The sequence below is a fragment of the Arachidicoccus ginsenosidivorans genome, assembly GCF_007971385.1.
GTDB classification, from domain to species: domain Bacteria; phylum Bacteroidota; class Bacteroidia; order Chitinophagales; family Chitinophagaceae; genus Arachidicoccus; species Arachidicoccus ginsenosidivorans.
In genome coordinates this window covers 679986-697149 of record NZ_CP042434.1, presented here as the reverse complement: position 1 = coordinate 697149, position 17164 = coordinate 679986, and the positions used below count along the sequence as shown (strand labels likewise).

Sequence of the window (17164 nt, the reverse complement as noted above, 5' to 3'; positions counted from 1 at the left end):
GAAAATCCCTTAAAATTCCGTAACTTCGCTACACTTTTTTAAAAGCCTAAAACGTAATTTTAAACAATCATATGAGTCAGGAAAATACGCCGGATCAGCTAAGTGTAAATGAACCGCAAAGTGACAATGTAAAACAACCTAAAACCTATGGAGCAGACAGTATTCAGGTCTTAGAAGGCCTGGAGGCAGTGAGAAAAAGACCCGCCATGTATATTGGCGATGTGGGGGTTAAAGGATTGCATCACCTGGTATATGAAGTAGTAGATAACTCTATTGACGAAGCTTTAGCTGGTTATTGTGATACCATTGGCGTGACCATCCATGAAGATAATTCTATATCTGTTCAAGATAACGGCCGGGGTATTCCTACAGGCATTAATACCAAAGAAAAGAAAAGCGCCCTGGAGATCGTTATGACCGTGTTGCATGCAGGGGGTAAATTCGATAAAGATACCTATAAGGTTTCCGGCGGTCTGCACGGGGTAGGGGTTAGTTGCGTCAATGCACTCAGTAACCACTTAAAAGCTGTGGTGGAAAGAGAAGGCAAAATATTTGAACAGGATTACCATAAAGGGATCCCGGATGCGCCCGTCAGGGAGACCGGTGTTTCTGATAAAACAGGTACCTATGTTCACTTCTGGCCGGATAATACCATCTTCCAGACCACTGTTTACCAAAAAGATATACTTGAATCCAGACTCAGGGAGCTGGCTTATCTAAACAGAAAAGTCCGCATTACAATTACGGATAAAAGGGAAGTAGATGAAAACGGCGCTTATTATACCAAAGAGTTTTACAGTGAAGGTGGTATCGTGGAGTTTTTGGAAATCCTGGACAAACACGCCAAGCGTGCGCCCATTATTACCAATAGTCTTTATGTAGAAGGATATGATGAAAGCTCCAATGTTACCGTGGAGGTAGCTATGAGCTATAATGATGATTTTAAGGAGCATATCTTCTCTTATGTTAATAATATCAATACCATTGAAGGAGGACACACGTTACTGGTTTCAGACAAGCCCTGACACGTGTATTTAAGAGTTACGGGGATAAGGAAGGACTCTTTGAAAAAGCTAAGGTGACGGTTGAAGGGGATGATTTTAGGGAAGGCCTTTCTTCCATTATCTCTGTAAAGGTACCTGAACCGCAGTTTGAAGGACAAACCAAGACCAAACTGGGGAACAGTGAGGTCAGCGGGATTGTTCAAACAACAGTGGCGCGTTCCCTGCAGGCTTATTTGGAGGAAAACCCTAAAGAGGCCAAAAATATTATTCAGAAGGTGATTCTGGCGGCACAGGCCAGGGTTGCTGCAAAAAAGCCCGTGATATGGTGCAGCGTAAATCTGTACTCAGCGGTAGCGGTCTTCCTGGTAAACTGGCTGACTGTTCTGAACGCAATGCAGAAAAATGTGAGTTGTATCTGGTGGAAGGGGATTCGGCTGGTGGTACGGCCAAACAAGGACGTGACCGTTCTTATCAGGCCATTTTGCCATTAAGAGGTAAGATCCTAAACGTAGAAAAAGCCATGGAGCATAAGATCTACGAGAATGAGGAAATCCGCAATATTTTCACGGCTATGGGGGTGACAATTGGAACACCCGAAGATCCCAAGGCGCTTAACCTGACCAAGCTCCGCTATCATAAGCTGATTATTATGACGGATGCTGACGTGGACGGTAGCCATATCGCCACGCTTATTTTGACCTTTGTGTTCCGTTATATGAAAGAACTGGTAACCCAAGGATATGTATATATTGCACAACCGCCTTTATATCTGGTGAAAAAAGGCAAAGAGCAAGAATATGCCTATAATGAAGACCAACGTAAAGCGCTGGTGACTAAACTGGGTGGCGGAAAGGATGATAGCGTAAATATTCAGCGCTATAAAGGTCTGGGTGAAATGAATGCAGATCAACTTTGGGAAACCACAATGGATCCTGCCAGAAGAACCTTAAAACAGGTGACGATTGATAATCTGACTGCCGTAGATGAGACCTTTTCCATGCTAATGGGTGATGACGTACCACCAAGAAGAGCATTTATTGAGGAAAACGCCACTTACGCCAGAATTGATATTTAAGCATATCTAACTGGATGGTATAATAAATAAAAAGCCTGTTGTCCTGACAATGGGCTTTTTATTTGTCAAAACTAGAAATGAGATTACCCTTTTTTCTTGTCATATTTTAGGCTTTCCTAACCTATTTTACTGCTGCGTTTTGGCTTTGAGCCCTTTCATAAATTCGATAAAAGCAGGTTGTAATGGTTCAAATAAAGGATTGCCTTTGTGCCGTAGCATTACATCGCCAAATAGTTTGATGCCCAATATAAGTTGCATTTCCAGCTCCTTATTGCCCAGCATATTGCTTTGCTGTATTTTGCTGATAATTTCAAAAATGTTATCGTGGTTTTCAAATTCAAATGCGAATGCGTTTTCAGGTGTTGAACTGTCTTTTAACTGAACTTCCTGGAATTGGACCTTATATATATTGGTTTTTTTTATTGCCATGGCTGTTTTGTTTTTTATAAAAATCCTGTCCGGAGCTGAATTAAACTTTGAGTAACGGGTAAATGATGCGATAACTGCGCCTGATGAAATGGGTCCATCACGTAAAAAGGGGCAAAATCTTTTATCATGATTTCACCCCTTTTTTATTTTAGGATTGTTGACCACATAGGGCAACCCTAATAAAACTCAAATAAATACGCAGGTTATTACAGAATCAGGATCAGCAGTAAGATAATGATGATGATCGCACCTACAGAAAGATAGACCCCGCCACCCATCGCACGGGCTTCGGTTTTCATGGTTTTAAGTTCAGAACGCAGCTCTTTTTTCTCAGAACGTGTCAGATTGGACTTGTCCATATCTTTAATTTCATTGACTCTGGTGATGATTTCATCGAGCCTGGCTTGCTGCGCCGTTGTCAATTCTTTTTTGGCCTCATGAATGGCTTTTTTGCCAGGCCCCCAGAAGCCATTGCGCTTTGAAATCCAAAAGAAAGTGCAAGTGCCATTACGAAAATGCTGATTGATTTTTTCATTTGTAAATTTTTGTTTTATGATTAAAGGTTAAAAATTACATGGTTAGGTGAGGGGTGTTTTTACTTTTGGTACTGGTACCATTGACTTCCCTTTTCTAAAATTACGTATATTCTCTGAATTTTAGCTTAAAATAAATTTTGTGCTGAAAAGCGCACCAAATTCCAGGCCGAAGTTGGAAGTATGACCCGCCAAATAAGTATTTTTGCTCTATGCAGTTCCTAATACCCATCAAAATACCCGAAGTACGCCCAGGTATTGATTACCGACAGCAGATCCTATTGACCGGCTCTTGTTTTACAGAACATATTGGTCAAAGACTATCTGAGGTTAAATTTAATATCCTACAAAATCCAAGCGGCATTTTATTTGATCCGATCAGTGTTTGTATTAGTCTGATCAGCTATATGGAGGGCAGACAATATAAAGCGGAAGAACTTTATTTACATCAGGAGCTCTATCACAGTTGGGCGCACCATAGCCGGTTTTCCGGTCCAGATGCCAGTGAGGTGATTGATCGCATTAACCTGGCCCAAAACGAGGCAACCTCCTTTTTAAAAAAAGCGGATTGGTTGATTATTACCCTGGGCTCAGCCAATAGTTATCAACTCGTCTCTACTGCCCAGACGGTCGCGAATTGTCATAAGGCACCGGCACAGCTATTTAATAAACATATGCATTCCATAGCGGAGATTGTTACCGCGCTTGATGGTATGCTGTACCGGCTTTTTAGATTTAATCCAAAATTACGTGTCATTTTTACCATCTCTCCGGTTCGTCATATAAGAGACGGCGTCATAGAAAATAATCGCAGTAAAGCCCGGCTCATCGAGGCGGTGCATCATATGATAGATAAGTTTGACCGCCTGTATTATTTTCCTGCCTATGAACTGGTGGTGGATGTGCTTAGAGATTACCGGTTCTATGACATTGACCTGGTACATCCTAATTACGCAGCTACTCAATTTGTGTTGGAGAAGTTTCAGCAGACTTATATGGAGGAAAAGACAGTGGATTTACTTGAACAGCTTGATAAAATCCGCATAGCCAGGGCGCATAAACCATTTCACCCTGGATCTATGCGCCACCGGCAGTTCAGAGAAAAAATGTACGAACAGATCCAGGCCTTACAAAAACTCCATCCCTATTTAGCCTTGGGTGAAGAATTGGCATTTTTCCAGGATGATTTATAGCGATTATCCAGCCGGAGCAATTAACTCGGTCATAATTTAAAGGAGGTTTGTTAATATTAAAACGATTGTTTGTTAGTACGATTTTGTTGTACTATATTTGAAAAGTGAACCTCCTAATTAACATACAATTATCCAGGCTCTCCTTTCTGAGAAGCACCTGTTCACATATCCCATAGCCCCAGGGTTTTATATTTTTTTGACCAGCTCCTTGCCTTAAGCATTAGGAGCTATCCATTATTTAATATACTATAAATCCATATTAAAAATATGACCAAAGTAATTATTATAGGTGGAGGGAAAATCGGGGCTACTGCAGCCTTTATGCTCCATCAGCATGACCGGTTCGATGTTACCTTATCGGATGTAAACCCTGCTTTATTAGAGATGGCAGCTATGGATGGGATAAAAACTGTCCAGGCCAATGTAGAAGATGAAAATGCACTCTCGAAGCTTATGGAGCCCTTTGATATGGTGCTCAGTGCCTGTCCTTATTTTCTAAATGTAAAAATAGCCAGTGCAGCAGCAAAGACCCATACCCATTATTTTGATCTTACGGAAGATGTAGCCACGACAAAAGCCATTCGGCAAATGGCCCAGGGGCGGCAGTGAGTTTTATGCCCCAGTGCGGATTGGCACCAGGATTTATCAGTATTGCCGCCTATGATCTGTGTCAGCAATTTGACAGTCTGCAATCCGTGCGGCTCAGAGTAGGGGCTTTGCCGCAGTATCCGGTAAACCGACTTAAATACAACCTAACCTGGAGCACCAATGGCCTGGTAAATGAATATTGCAATCCCTGTGATGCAATTGTGGATGGTAAGCGTACCCAGGTACTCCCCATGGAAGGATTGGAACATTTTATGGCTGATGGCATAGATTATGAGGCCTTTAATACCTCAGGTGGGTTATCTGCTTTGGCAGAAGTGTTGGACGGAAAGTGGGTTCCCTGGATTATAAAACGGTACGTTATCCGGGACATCGGGATTTAATGCAATTTTTGCTGGTTGATCTGGGGTTTAAAGCGCACCGGGAAAAGCTGGTGGAGCTCTTGGATAATACCTTACCTTTTACGCCCCAGGATAAAGTTTTGGTCTTTATTACGGTAAGCGGTCAAATTAAGGGTAGGTTTACACAAAAAGTATTTACCCGCACGATCTACAATCAGGAAGTGGCGGGTAAGGAACTGACCGCTATTCAGGTGACTACAGCAGGTGCAGTATGCGCTGTTATGGATCTGCATGCGGCAGGAAAACTTCCCCAAAAAGGATTTATTCGCCAGGAACAGGTGGCGCTGCCAGATTTAATGGTCTCTGATTTTGTTCGTTTTTATAAGTAGGGATGTGATTTGTTTATTGTTTCAACTTTAAAATTTAAAAAAATGACGCAGCACAAGGAAAAAGGCAAAAAAGATGAAATTAAGACTTTGGATCAGGTACTTGGTGGGTTGATGCGTCGTTATATCCAAAGGGTACCTGATGTAGAGAAGATCACGGGAGCCATGGTTGAAAAGGGTATCATCCCAGAAAAGACGGCCATTGAAAACGATCATATTGCCTTTAGGACAATGGGCGTACCTAATCTGGGGATAGCGTCGCTGGAAAAGATCTTTTTGCATTACGGTTATGAAAAAAGAGATTATTATCATTTTGAAGCAAAGAAACTGGATGCCTATTGGTATAGCCCGCCTGAGGATAAATATCCCCGCATCTTTGCCAGCGAACTACGGGTCGCAGACCTTAGTGAAAAGGCTCAAAAAATCATCCGCAAATATACAGATACCGTAAATGTAGATCCGGTGGATCAGCTGAACCTGGATGACGGCGCAGCCGTAGATCATTTTCTGCATACGGGGCGTTGGATGATTCCAACGCTAGCTGATTATGAAAGTTTACTGGAGGAGTCAGAATACGCCGCATGGGTGATTTACAATCATTATTACCTGAATCATTTTACAATCAGTGTCCATAATTTACCCAAAGGATATAATACGCTGGAACAGTTCAACAGCTTTTTGGAAGCCCTGGGTATCAAACTAAATAGTGCAGGCGGGAAGATCAAAGAAAGCAAAGATGGAAAACTTAGGCAAAGTTCAACGGTAGCAGGAAAACTGATGGCCAGTTTCCAAAACGGCAGGAAAAGAGAAATTGCCGGATCTTATGTTGAATTTGCGGAGCGTAAAATCCTGGATACTTTTCAGGATCTGCCTGCCAGTGAAATCAGGCGCATCCACAGGCGCGATGGTTTTGAAGCGGGTAATGCTGACCGGATCTTTGAAAGTACGTACAGGGCACAAACGGATGGGTAGGTAAGTAAGAAAGAAGCGTTGAGCTAACAAATAACTTAAATCACCAACTGGGCTTGAGCCGGGTTGTATAAACAATGATATATGGATTTACAAAAAGAAATGGAAGCTGTATTGGATCAATTTGCGATCAGGGCACATAATAATGGTGGATTTGACGGGATCGCGCATCAGCTAACCAAGGGGCAAGAAATCAGTTCTTTCTCGCCGGTAGACGCCAGGTTAATTGCAAAAGTTACCACCGCAACGCAAGCCGATTATCAGGCGATCATCCAAAAGGCGGCGGACGCTTTTTTAATCTGGCGGACCTGGCCGGCGCCCAAAAGGGGCGATATTATCCGCCAGTTTGCTGAGGCGCTGCGAGCGCAAAAACAAATGCTTGGAAAACTGGTTTCTTATGAAATGGGTAAAAGCCTGGTGGAAGGTGCAGGCGAGGTGCAGGAAATGATTGATATCTGCGACTTTGCCGTAGGACTATCCAGACAACTGCATGGACTGACCATGCATTCTGAAAGACCCAGTCATAGAATGTATGAACAGTGGCATCCACTAGGCGTCGTGGGTATTATTACGGCCTTTAATTTCCCGGTAGCAGTCTGGAGTTGGAATGCGATGATTGCACTGGTAGCAGGTAATGTTACGGTTTGGAAACCTTCTGAAAAAACGCCTCTGGCCGCACAGGCTTGTTTGCAGATCCTCTCCACGGTATTTAAGGTTAACCAGGTACCGGCTGGTGTCTGCAACCTTGTGCAAGGTTCTGGTGAGATCGGACAAATGATGGCGGCTGATCCGGCAATCAGCCTGGTATCCGCCACCGGATCTACTAGAATGGGTATGAGTGTTGGGCAGACGGTGGCGGCTCGCCTGGGAAAATGTCTTTTGGAACTAGGGGGCAACAATGCGATCATTATTACTCAAAATGCAAATCTTGACCTGGCACTCACCGGCGCTGTTTTTGGCGCTGTTGGTACGGCAGGGCAGCGCTGTACAACTACCAGAAGACTGATTATTCATGAGGCCGTTTATGAACAGTTTGTGGAGAAACTAAAAAAGGCTTACGAGCAGCTCGTTATTGGTAATCCTTTGGATCCTAAGGTTCATGTGGGCCCATTAATTGATCAGCAGGCGGTCTTGCAGTATGAAGCCGCACTGGTGGCTATTGAAAATCAAGGCGGGCAGATACTTTCAAAAGCTGGCAAACTAAGTGGTGACGGCTTTGAATCCGGCTGCTATGTCCGCCCCTGCATTGCCGCCGCAAATAGCGACCTGGCTATCATGCAGCAGGAAACCTTTGCCCCGATTTTATATGTCATAAAATATAAAACACTACAGGAGGCTATCCAGATACAAAATGGCGTGCCTCAGGGTTTGTCCTCAGCTATTATGACAGATAACCTAAAAGAAGCGGAACAGTTTTTATCCGTCTTAGGTTCTGACTGCGGTATTGCCAATGTTAATATCGGTACCTCAGGGGCGGAGATCGGTGGTGCTTTTGGTGGTGAAAAACAAACAGGTGGTGGCAGGGAAAGTGGCTCTGACGCCTGGAAGGCTTATATGCGCAGGCAGACAAGTACCATTAATTATGGCGATGATTTGCCACTGGCCCAGGGCATTGATTTTCATCTGGACGGTGCTTAAGTTTAACTAAAGTGGTTTTACGATCGGGGTATTGCATAAGACAGCGGACTGAAATATTGATAGCCGCAGTAGCGAAAGCAACTTGGTTTATCAATATTTTATACCGCTCCTTGTCATTGTCCTTGTCATTGCAACCACCATCCCGCAAAAAAAACGTAGCTCTAGTCCTAATTATCGCTCTCTTTGCTATCTCTTCTGTACTTCCAGGTCTTTAAAAAACTGCAATAGATCGTATAGTCTAATTGCTTTTCAGCGATAAAAGCAAATACTTTTTCTGCCAGCACAGAGGCAATGCCCTGGCCCCTGAGACCGGGTGATACTTCTATATGATGGAGATCTATATGATGATCCCTAAGACCGTACCTGACAAAAGCATACCCTTGCTTTGGATCAATAGGTAATGCCAATTTATGCTGCTCTTTATTGTCCACGAGTTTCATGGAGCTGTATATTGAAGTACTCAAGGTGTTATGTGTTTTAGTGACTAAAAATCTAAAGTGCCAAATTTGCCTGCCTTGTAATCGGCCTCGGCTTGTTTTATTTCCTGGGTGGTATTCATGACAAAATTGCCTGCAGCAGCAACGGGTTCTTCTATTGGCTCACCGCTTAAATACAAAAATTGACTATCTGTACAGCTACGAATCAGTAGTTCATCATTGGGCTGCTCAAATACAATAAGTTGATGCGCCTGGATCTGTTCTCCGCTGATAAGCAGCGAACCTGATATTAGATATAATAGGGTCCAATAACCGGGTTTTGCGAGCAGTTGTTGCTGTTTGCCTGGGGTTAACTCCCCGTATATAATCGTCAAAGGCGTTTGGCTCTTCAAGGGACCATTAAGCCCTTCATACTGGCCACTGATGAGTCGAAGTAAAGACCCGTCACCTGAAGCAATAAGCGGCTGCTCATTTTTTCGGGCTAATTGATAACTCGGTGGCTCATTTTTTAAATTAGCCGGGCTATTAATCCAAAGCTGAATCAGCGCATAGGACCCGCCATTTTTGAGCAATTCTTCTGTCGGACCTTCACTGTGTAATAAGCCGCTGCCGGCAAATATCCACTGTGCATCTCCTGGCTTTAAAACGCCACTGCCGCCATGATTGTCCTTATGAAAACCCTCGCCTTGCAGCATAATGGTGACTGGAGAAAAGCCTCTATGGGGGTGTGGATGGATCCTTCTGGCGGAGCCAGGCGTAATCTTCTGCTCGGCTATATGATGCAGTACAATAAAAGGACTGGCAAATCGGAAGTCCCGGTGTGGTAAAGGCTGTAAAACGGTTTCTGTCTCTGTTATCCTTTTTGAACGTGCGTCCAGAATATGCAATATTTTCTTTAACATGATAATTACTTTGATCTTGTTGGTTCCTAAAACAGCTATCCGCTTTTTAGAAAAAGCGGATAGCTGTTTTTATGTATTTAGGCTAAATGGCCAAATTTACCGGCATTAAAATCATCAATGGCTGCTATGATCTCTTGCTGCGTATTCATTACAAAAGGTCCGTAACTTGCGATAGGTTCATCAATTGGTTCACCACTCATGAGTAAAATGACTGCCTGTCTGGTGGCCTTTATGTCAATGTCTTCCCCCTCATGGTCAAAGAGGACAAAATCATGTTCTTTGACCGGTTTGCCATTGACCTCACCTGTGCCATTAATAAATAATAAGGCTGTATTATGCGTTTCTGGGATAGGAAGCGTTACAGTAGCTTCATTTTCCAGGTGAATATCCAGTAGATTCACCGGCGTATAGGTATTGGCAGCTCCTTTTTGCTGGCCAAAGCTGCCTGCTATGACTCTTACAATACCTTGATTATCTTCTAACTTTACAACCGGAATATCTTCCTTGGTTAAGGGCTGGTAATGCGGCGATACGGATTTATCTTTCTTAGGCAAATTGACCCATAGCTGCACCATTTCAAAATTGCCGCCTTTTTTAGAGAATTGCTCTTCATGATATTCCTTATGCAGGATGCCGTTACCAGCCGTCATCCATTGCACATCTCCTGGGTGAATAACCCCGCTGTTTCCCGCACTGTCGTGATGAGCGACACTGCCCTGATAGGCAATGGTGACGGTTTCAAATCCCTTATGTGGATGAACGTCTACGCCTCTTAAGTGGTCAGAAGGCCCAAAATCATATTGGGCATTAAAATCCAGCATCAGAAAAGGGCTGATCCGTCTTTGAGCCAGGGTCTGGGGAATAAAATTAAAGACCCTGAATCCGTCCCCTACCATGCCTGGATTGGCTGGTCTTGGGATGACTCTGTCTATTTTCTTTTTCATATTATTGTTTCCTTGTATCGTTTTATTTAATGTAAAATAAGGTGCATAACAAATCCGGGTAGCCCTTATCAAAGATGCTCTGTCGCTGGCAATATGCTAATTCAGACAGATTTTGAAAAGATCATTTTCAATACCTCCATCAATAAAGTTTACATGAACGCGTAGAGATCTGATTAATTCATCCAGACTCGCTGCCCAGCTTTGAATGCTATCCTTTCTCAAAATTTCTGGAGGTTCGGGATCCAAAGACAGAATCTTCCTTAATTTTCTTTCTTGTCTCTGATCTGTTCCCGGATCATATAATATCCCGTCAAAGACGATTTGATAAAGCTGTTCGATGCCAGCCTCAACGCCGATGACTGCTTTAATGTCATGGCGGGTGGAGAGTTGCTGCACCTCCGCTAGATCGGCTTCGCTATTAACGATGATCAGGATACTGTGTTTCATATGCTGTCTTTTTTTTAACGATACAAAGTTAGTTATCACAAAAGGGGTGCCCAATAATCCAGATTAAGAATGCTACTTAATCTGGATTAAGAAAAAATGTAAATTATTGATAATGAACCTTTTTTTATTAGGTTAATCTGGAAGGGGAGTATTATTGATCATTTTGGAAAAGAATTCCGGGGTCACACCGATAAATGAGGCGATTTGTTTATGGGGCAAGCTCCTTGTAAGGGTGGGATAAAGACGACAAAATGTGGCAAACCTTTCAATGGCCGGCAAACTGAGATTACCAATAAGTCTTTGCTGATAAGCGATAACGGCATTTTCTGCCAGCATTCTAAAATGTCTTTCCAGCTGGGGGATTTCTTTAAATGCCAGATCCAGTTTTTGTCGGGTTATAAACAGATACGCAGTAGGTTCCAGTGCCTCAATAAACAGTTCGGCGGGCTCCTGGCGGTTAAGACTTTTCATATCAGCCATCCACCAGCCCGGAGGCGCAAATTGCAAAACATGTTCAAAGCCATTACTATCCACCTTATAGCTGCGCAGAAGTCCCTCTGTTACAAAGGCTAGCCCCAGGTTAATTTCTCCTTCCTGTAATAAATAGTGCTTTTTTTTCAGCTGTCGCGGCTGAAAAAATCCCTCCAGCTCGCTCAACTGTTCATCCGTTAAATGGATATTTGATTGCAGGTGGGTCAGTAATAACGGATCCATAAAAGGTTGTTTTATCGGTTAAGGTTTGGGTTGCCAGTATATTTGTTGTTTTACTTGCACAAAATAAAAGTACATAATTTTCAAAAGATAACCGCCTGCTTACAGTATTAAGTCGCCCCATAATGTCCATAAAAAAGAGGCCTGCCAGTTATTTTTTGATAACGGGCAGACCTCAAAGGTCATTTGATTAAAGCGTTGCCGTATTAATCAAGACAATGCGGGTTGTAAACTTATCTGTTTTGCTCGAAGCTCTTACGAATGATATTGAGCGCCGCACCATGTTTGAACCATTCAATCTGTTGTTCATTATAGGTATGATTGACATCAAACTGTTCTGTAGTACCATCTGCGTGATGTAAAACGATGGTCAGTGGTTTTTCCGGTGTAAAAGTGGTTAAACCCAGAATATCGATAACGTCGTCTTCCTGGATCTTATCATAATCATTTTTATCCTGGAAGGTCAAACCCAACATACCTTGTTTTTTCAGGTTGGTCTCGTGGATACGGGCAAAGCTTTTGGCAATGATAGCACGAACACCCAAGTGACGTGGTTCCATGGCTGCATGTTCTCTGCTGGATCCTTCACCGTAGTTTTCGTCTCCTACCACGATGGTGCCGATACCAGCCGCTTTATAAGCGCGCTGTGTAGCAGGTACTGGGCCGTACTCCCCGGTGAGCTGATTTTTAACACTATCGGTCTTTTCATTAAAGTAGTTGACAGCACCGATCAGCATATTGTTGGAGATATTGTCCAGATGACCTCTGAATTTCAGCCATGGTCCTGCCATAGAGATATGGTCAGTGGTACATTTACCCTTTGCTTTGATTAAGAGTTTTAGCCCTTTCAGATCTGTACCTTCCCATTCCAAAAACGGACTTAAGAGTTGGAGGCGTTTAGAATCCGGTGAAACCTGAATCTGAATGCCTGAACCATCTTCGGCTGGTGCCTGATAACCCGGATCTTCAACATCAAATCCTTTAGTGGGTAATTCATCTCCAGTTGGGGGATCTAATTTGACCTTTTCACCTGCTTCGTTGATCAGGTAATCCGTCATAGGGTTAAAAGTAAGGTCACCCGCAATGGCAATGGCTGTTACTAGTTCCGGTGAAGCGACAAATGCAAAGGTATTTGGATTACCATCTGCTCTTTTGGCAAAGTTCCGATTGAATGAGTGTACGATGGTGTTTTTTTCTTTTTTCTCCGCACCGACTCTGTCCCACATACCAATACAGGGGCCGCAGGCATTGGTCAATATTTTTGCACCGATCGATTCAAATACATCCAGAATCCCGTCGCGTTCCACTGTGAAACGGATTTGTTCAGAGCCTGGGTTGATCAAGAATTCTGATTTTGCTTTCAGATTCTTTTCAGAAACCTGTTTGGCTAAAGAGACAGCCCTGGAAAGGTCCTCATAAGAGGAGTTGGTACAGGAACCGATAAGACCCACTTCCACTCTTTCAGGCCAGCCTTGCGCATCAGCAACTTCTTTCATTTTGGAAACCGGTGTTGCTAAATCTGGAGTAAATGGACCATTCAGGTGTGGTTCCAGTTCGGACAGGTTAATTTCAATGACCTGATCGAAATATTTTTCAGGATCTGCATATACTTCAGGATCCCCGGTTAAATGCTCTTTGATAGAATCTGCGACATCTGCGACTTCAGTCCTGCCAGTGGCTCTCAGGTAACGTCCCATAGAATCGTCGTAGCCAAAAGTGGAGTTAGTGGCACCGATTTCAGCACCCATATTACAGATGGTACCTTTACCGGTACAACTAATAGATTGGGCACCTTCGCCAAAATATTCAACAATGGCTCCGGTTCCACCCTTCACGGTGAGGATACCAGCTACTTTTAGAATAATATCTTTAGGCGCAGACCAGCCACTGAGTTTGCCGGTCAGTTTTACGCCGATTAGTTTAGGCCATTTTAATTCCCAGGGCAAGCCAGCCATTACGTCACAGGCATCGGCACCACCAACCCCAATGGCTATCATGCCAAGTCCACCGGCATTTACCGTGTGTGAGTCGGTACCAATCATCATACCCCCAGGAAAAGCGTAGTTTTCTAGTACGACCTGGTGAATAATCCCTGCACCCGGACGCCAGAATCCGATACCATATTTATTGGATACAGAACCCAGAAAATCATATACTTCTTTACTTTCTTCTTTTGCGAACGCCAGGTCTTTTGCTGCACCTTCTTTTGCAATGATCAGGTGATCACAGTGTACAGTAGATGGAACGGCTACTTTTGGCCGACCAGCCTGCATAAATTGCAGTAGCGCCATTTGTGCAGTAGCATCCTGCATGGCGACACGGTCAGGTGCGAAATTAACATAATCGTGTGCTCTTTGGAATTTTTTTAAAGGTTGGTCGCTGTGTAAATGCGCATACAAAACTTTTTCGGCAAGTGTGAGTGGTGTGCCGGTAACGGCGCGTGCTTTTGCAATTCTGTCAGGTAGCTCACTGTAGACCTTTTTGATCATGTCAATATCAAAAGCCATAACATTACAATTTAAATAGTGTGATATAAAATTGTTGCGAAGTTACTAAAAACAGGTGGATTTTTAAAACTTCAATCTGTTAAAATTTGGTTCACCTAATTTTTATGTTTGATGCTCCTAAAGCATGAAATCCTTTGATTGTTATAGTCTTGTAATAATATACAAGAAGATATTTTTGAGTTTTTCAGGATTTTGTATATTTGTCTGTCCATTTAGATACAAGACTTGACGTTGAAGGCCCAAATCTTGTAATCACGTGCGGTCCTTTTGTATGGATTAGGCATTTATACATTGCCCGATTCAAACAAGAAGCTATTTAAAATCTTTGGACACCAAAGTTTACTTAGATGAACAGATTTAGAAGTTTTATTGAGTGCAGGGCATTTGGGGTTTGTGCCGCTATCGGTACCAAACTGGGTATTGCCAGCTCCAGGATCCGTCTTTGGTTTATCTATATTTCATTTCTGACCTTCGGATCCCCGGTGATTATTTATATGGTACTGGCTTTCTGGATGAATATTAAACGCTATGTTTTATTTGCCAGACGCAATCCCTTGAAATATTCAGACTAATATTCAGTACATTATTTAGCCTAATACTCAGCCTAATTTCAGCGCAACCTTCCAACAGAAATTGGATCTGTGTAGCCTGCCTATGCTGGATTCTCGTGTCTGTATCTTGCAAATAAGGTTATTATCTGGACTTAATTTGCACAGCAATGCAAATTATATTCCCGAACCTTTTCATTATTAATATGCTATGTTTTCCCTTCTGGTAATAATAGCATCATGTTTATGAGAAAACAAGTTTATAGATGCCTGTGTTTAAGTTTGCTAATTTGTCCGCTTAAATCCTAAAATCCTAAAAGGTTATCGTCGTAATTTTTCCATTTAAGGTTGTTTTTTTCTGATTCATAGATTTTTATATTGGAATATGTCAAAAACCGCTATCTTTATTACAGTATTATTCAAATAAAATAATGCTCATATTCAACTTACAAAGCAATCTATGATTAATAAACGTGTATCAATTTTTTGCCTTTTACTGGCGGTGGTAACTGCATTTTCCTTTTCCTGTAAAAAGGTAGTGGATAGTCCTTCTAATGGTGGGGATGGCGCTGGAACAGAGACTGATCCCTATTACGGGGACTATACTTTTACGCATTCTTTGTACGATTCTCTATATATGTATGCTAAGGCATTCTATCTCTGGAACAATGATTTGCCCACTTTTGGGAAATTTAATCCCAAACAATATCAAAGTGCAGACAGTCTGGCTGGCCTGAAAAAGGAATTATATGCATTCACTCAGATTCCTATTAACGCAGAAACGAGTGAGCCCTATGAGTATACAACCTATGCCGGAGAATCTAAGTATTCCTATATGCTTTTGACTGCCGACAATACGGGTGGAGGCAATTCCTCGTTTTTCGTTCAGCCCAATACAAAATCATTTACGCTGGACGGATATGGCAATGACCTGGGAATCCATTTTGGATTTACCCCGCCTTACGCCGTAGATACTGATGGTAATTATATTTTAGATTCAGATGGAGACAGGACCTTTAATAATGATACGATTGTCACTGTTTTAAAATATGTGGACAATGGTTCACCGGCCCAAAAGGCAGGATTTAAACGAGGAGATATTATTTATAAAATGAATGGAGAGGCTAAAAGTTTTAATGATTTTACCAGCAATGATGCCTTAAATAAATACTACAATGATATCCTAGATGGTACCAGTCTGGATATAGTCACCATTGACTCTTTGTATCCCAAGAGCGGTAAGTGGAAAACCACTGAAAAAACACTGACAAAAACAAAATATGAATTTGATCCGGTGATCCTGGACTCAGTGATTGCTTTACCTAACGGGAAAAAAGTAGGGTATCTGATTTTGGAAGGGTTTACCGAGTTAAGCAATGCAAAGAAGCCGCTAGATGCGGCATTGGCAAAATTTGCAAATGTGACCGATCTTGTTGTAGATCTTCGTTATAATGGTGGCGGTGCAGTTGAAACCTCCCAGTATCTGGCTAATGCATTTGTTGCCAGCGGCAATGACGGTAAGACCTTGTTTTCCATGAATTACAACGACAGTCTAAGAGACGCGTCTACCTATTCCAGTTTTTTAAAAAGCGTGCTTAAGTCCCAGAAGTTATATAATGATGATGGCTCACCTTCAGGCAATACTACGTTTGATATTGATTACAGTGTAAAAGGCAATACTGAACTGGTGGCTAAGACAGGCGCCATCGCAACAACCAGCAAAAGAATTTATTTTATAGTAGGTGGCGGCACGGCTTCAGCCAGTGAACTATTGATCAATGCTTTAAAACCCTATAACAGCGTATTTTTAGTCGGCGCCTGGTATGCAGAATCCCCGGAAACAGATAATAATGGTAATACAGAAATCAGAACCTATGGCAAACCAGTCGGGTTTTTTGATCTTAGGGTAGGGGATTATACCGTCTATATGTCCATGTTCCAATCATTAAATGCTGCAGGAGAAGGTGATTATTATGATGGAATGTTGACAGATGCCCTGGGGTATGATGATGTGCTGGCAGATTTTGGTAAGTCTGAAGACCCTTTGGAATCACTGAACCGTATTTTGCAATCTTTGGACGATACTTATAAGGTGCCAGGTGCAAGTTCCAGGGTGTCATTAAAGAGCAGTTTTAAGGCTAGTAAGGTCAGGGGAAACAGCAGGTTGCGGTCTTCTTTGAAAAGTTTTGAAGATCAGCAAAACAGGCGCAATTTTAAGCCAATGGTCAGGACGCATGCTAAGTTGAAGTAAGCATACATTTTTTTAAGTTATTAAATAACAAAAGCCCAATTCGTTTTTATAAAACCGGATTGGGCTTTTTGGTAGCGGTGCGCTTGCATGTGGGAGCTTGCTTATTGAAAATGTTAGGCTATCAAGGATTCTTATATTAAGTTTGTCGCTGGTTTTATAAGCATAGTTTAAGTGTCTAAAAATTACCGCAAATAAGGCTGATTACACAATCATGCTTATATTTGCACCAGTTAATTCGGTTTG

Annotated in this window: 17 protein-coding genes and 1 pseudogene; 10 read left to right on the top strand and 8 right to left on the bottom strand. The window is 42.4% G+C overall.

The genetic code is table 11. The annotated features are described in order from the left end of the window. Positions 1-71 precede the first annotated feature (71 nt). Positions 72-1495, top strand: a pseudogene (locus FSB73_RS02740) (ATP-binding protein). Further along, positions 1423-2079: a toprim domain-containing protein gene (locus tag FSB73_RS27905; protein WP_449371690.1), complete on the top strand. Its 657-nt coding sequence runs from the start codon at positions 1423-1425 to the stop codon at positions 2077-2079. Before FSB73_RS02740 ends, FSB73_RS27905 begins: the two are co-directional and overlap by 73 nt. 126 nt (positions 2080-2205) lie before the next feature. Here the strand turns inward: FSB73_RS27905 and FSB73_RS02735 are convergent, their stop codons facing one another. Both FSB73_RS02735 and FSB73_RS02730 read right to left on the bottom strand, forming a co-directional pair. Further along, the gene (locus FSB73_RS02735) at positions 2206-2508 is read right to left on the bottom strand and encodes a DUF3861 domain-containing protein (RefSeq protein ID WP_146780024.1); all 303 of its coding nucleotides are present in this window, start codon (positions 2506-2508) and stop codon (positions 2206-2208) included. A 206-nt stretch (positions 2509-2714) separates the two neighbouring features. Then, positions 2715-2930 (bottom strand): hypothetical protein, encoded by a 216-nt coding sequence (locus FSB73_RS02730; protein ID WP_225974412.1) that lies wholly within the window; start codon positions 2928-2930, stop codon positions 2715-2717. A gap of 323 nt (positions 2931-3253) precedes the next feature. Here FSB73_RS02730 and FSB73_RS02725 point away from each other — a divergent pair, with 323 nt between their 5' ends. The 6 genes from FSB73_RS02725 to amaB all read left to right on the top strand — a co-directional run bounded on the left by FSB73_RS02725 (position 3254) and on the right by amaB (position 8174). After that, complete coding sequence (locus FSB73_RS02725) at positions 3254-4234, top strand: GSCFA domain-containing protein (protein WP_146780022.1); 981 nt, start codon at positions 3254-3256, stop codon at positions 4232-4234. A 267-nt stretch (positions 4235-4501) separates the two neighbouring features. Continuing rightward, complete coding sequence (locus FSB73_RS23855) at positions 4502-4843, top strand: saccharopine dehydrogenase NADP-binding domain-containing protein (protein ID WP_225974411.1); 342 nt, start codon at positions 4502-4504, stop codon at positions 4841-4843. Between the two features lie 5 nt (positions 4844-4848). Next, positions 4849-5223, top strand: coding sequence for a saccharopine dehydrogenase family protein (locus FSB73_RS23850; protein WP_225974751.1), 375 nt, complete (start codon positions 4849-4851; stop codon positions 5221-5223). Beyond that, positions 5223-5570 carry a saccharopine dehydrogenase family protein gene (locus FSB73_RS23845; protein ID WP_225974410.1) on the top strand — a complete coding sequence of 116 codons (348 nt, stop codon included), beginning with the start codon at positions 5223-5225 and terminating at the stop codon, positions 5568-5570. Before FSB73_RS23850 ends, FSB73_RS23845 begins: the two co-directional genes overlap by 1 nt. Before the next feature lie 42 nt (positions 5571-5612). Then, on the top strand, positions 5613-6539 hold the full coding sequence (locus tag FSB73_RS02715; protein WP_146780021.1) for a DUF1338 domain-containing protein: 927 nt from the start codon (positions 5613-5615) through the stop codon (positions 6537-6539). Positions 6540-6620: 81 nt separating this feature from the next. Then, positions 6621-8174 carry an L-piperidine-6-carboxylate dehydrogenase gene (amaB, locus tag FSB73_RS02710; protein WP_225974409.1) on the top strand — a complete coding sequence of 518 codons (1554 nt, stop codon included), beginning with the start codon at positions 6621-6623 and terminating at the stop codon, positions 8172-8174. A gap of 167 nt (positions 8175-8341) precedes the next feature. On the opposite strand, the gene FSB73_RS02705 is transcribed toward amaB, so the two are convergent. From FSB73_RS02705 to FSB73_RS02680, 6 genes are all read right to left on the bottom strand, one after another. Further along, positions 8342-8638, bottom strand: coding sequence for a GNAT family N-acetyltransferase (locus FSB73_RS02705; protein ID WP_146780020.1), 297 nt, complete (start codon positions 8636-8638; stop codon positions 8342-8344). A 20-nt stretch (positions 8639-8658) separates the two neighbouring features. Beyond that, positions 8659-9513 carry a pirin family protein gene (locus FSB73_RS02700; protein WP_146780019.1) on the bottom strand — a complete coding sequence of 285 codons (855 nt, stop codon included), beginning with the start codon at positions 9511-9513 and terminating at the stop codon, positions 8659-8661. A 77-nt stretch (positions 9514-9590) separates the two neighbouring features. Then, the gene (locus FSB73_RS02695) at positions 9591-10457 is read right to left on the bottom strand and encodes a pirin family protein (protein WP_146780018.1); all 867 of its coding nucleotides are present in this window, start codon (positions 10455-10457) and stop codon (positions 9591-9593) included. Between the two features lie 96 nt (positions 10458-10553). Further along, positions 10554-10904 (bottom strand): hypothetical protein, encoded by a 351-nt coding sequence (locus tag FSB73_RS02690; protein WP_146780017.1) that lies wholly within the window; start codon positions 10902-10904, stop codon positions 10554-10556. Positions 10905-11036: 132 nt separating this feature from the next. Next, positions 11037-11618 carry a Crp/Fnr family transcriptional regulator gene (locus FSB73_RS02685; RefSeq protein ID WP_146780016.1) on the bottom strand — a complete coding sequence of 194 codons (582 nt, stop codon included), beginning with the start codon at positions 11616-11618 and terminating at the stop codon, positions 11037-11039. 230 nt (positions 11619-11848) lie between these two features. Beyond that, entirely contained in the window at positions 11849-14122 is a 2274-nt protein-coding gene (locus FSB73_RS02680) for an aconitate hydratase (RefSeq protein WP_146780015.1), read from the bottom strand. Positions 14123-14469: 347 nt separating this feature from the next. Here FSB73_RS02680 and FSB73_RS02675 point away from each other — a divergent pair, with 347 nt between their 5' ends. Beyond that, complete coding sequence (locus FSB73_RS02675; RefSeq protein WP_091394471.1) at positions 14470-14694, top strand: PspC domain-containing protein; 225 nt, start codon at positions 14470-14472, stop codon at positions 14692-14694. A 436-nt stretch (positions 14695-15130) separates the two neighbouring features. Continuing rightward, positions 15131-16921 (top strand): S41 family peptidase, encoded by a 1791-nt coding sequence (locus FSB73_RS02670; RefSeq protein ID WP_146780014.1) that lies wholly within the window; start codon positions 15131-15133, stop codon positions 16919-16921. The last annotated feature ends 243 nt before the right edge of the window (positions 16922-17164 follow it).

Bases quoted from the DNA above. Each gene is read 5' to 3' on its own strand.
- FSB73_RS02735 (WP_146780024.1), bottom strand. From the start codon at position 2,508: ATGGCAATAAAAAAAACCAATATATATAAGGTCCAATTCCAGGAAGTT.
- FSB73_RS02725 (WP_146780022.1), top strand. From the start codon at position 3,254: ATGCAGTTCCTAATACCCATCAAAATACCCGAAGTACGCCCAGGTATT.
- FSB73_RS23855 (WP_225974411.1), top strand. From the start codon at position 4,502: ATGACCAAAGTAATTATTATAGGTGGAGGGAAAATCGGGGCTACTGCA.
- FSB73_RS23850 (WP_225974751.1), top strand. From the start codon at position 4,849: ATGCCCCAGTGCGGATTGGCACCAGGATTTATCAGTATTGCCGCCTAT.
- FSB73_RS23845 (WP_225974410.1), top strand. From the start codon at position 5,223: ATGCAATTTTTGCTGGTTGATCTGGGGTTTAAAGCGCACCGGGAAAAG.
- FSB73_RS02715 (WP_146780021.1), top strand. From the start codon at position 5,613: ATGACGCAGCACAAGGAAAAAGGCAAAAAAGATGAAATTAAGACTTTG.
- amaB (WP_225974409.1), top strand. From the start codon at position 6,621: ATGGATTTACAAAAAGAAATGGAAGCTGTATTGGATCAATTTGCGATC.
- FSB73_RS02700 (WP_146780019.1), bottom strand. From the start codon at position 9,513: ATGTTAAAGAAAATATTGCATATTCTGGACGCACGTTCAAAAAGGATA.
- FSB73_RS02695 (WP_146780018.1), bottom strand. From the start codon at position 10,457: ATGAAAAAGAAAATAGACAGAGTCATCCCAAGACCAGCCAATCCAGGC.
- FSB73_RS02690 (WP_146780017.1), bottom strand. From the start codon at position 10,904: ATGAAACACAGTATCCTGATCATCGTTAATAGCGAAGCCGATCTAGCG.
- FSB73_RS02685 (WP_146780016.1), bottom strand. From the start codon at position 11,618: ATGGATCCGTTATTACTGACCCACCTGCAATCAAATATCCATTTAACG.
- FSB73_RS02680 (WP_146780015.1), bottom strand. From the start codon at position 14,122: ATGGCTTTTGATATTGACATGATCAAAAAGGTCTACAGTGAGCTACCT.
- FSB73_RS02675 (WP_091394471.1), top strand. From the start codon at position 14,470: ATGAACAGATTTAGAAGTTTTATTGAGTGCAGGGCATTTGGGGTTTGT.
- FSB73_RS02670 (WP_146780014.1), top strand. From the start codon at position 15,131: ATGATTAATAAACGTGTATCAATTTTTTGCCTTTTACTGGCGGTGGTA.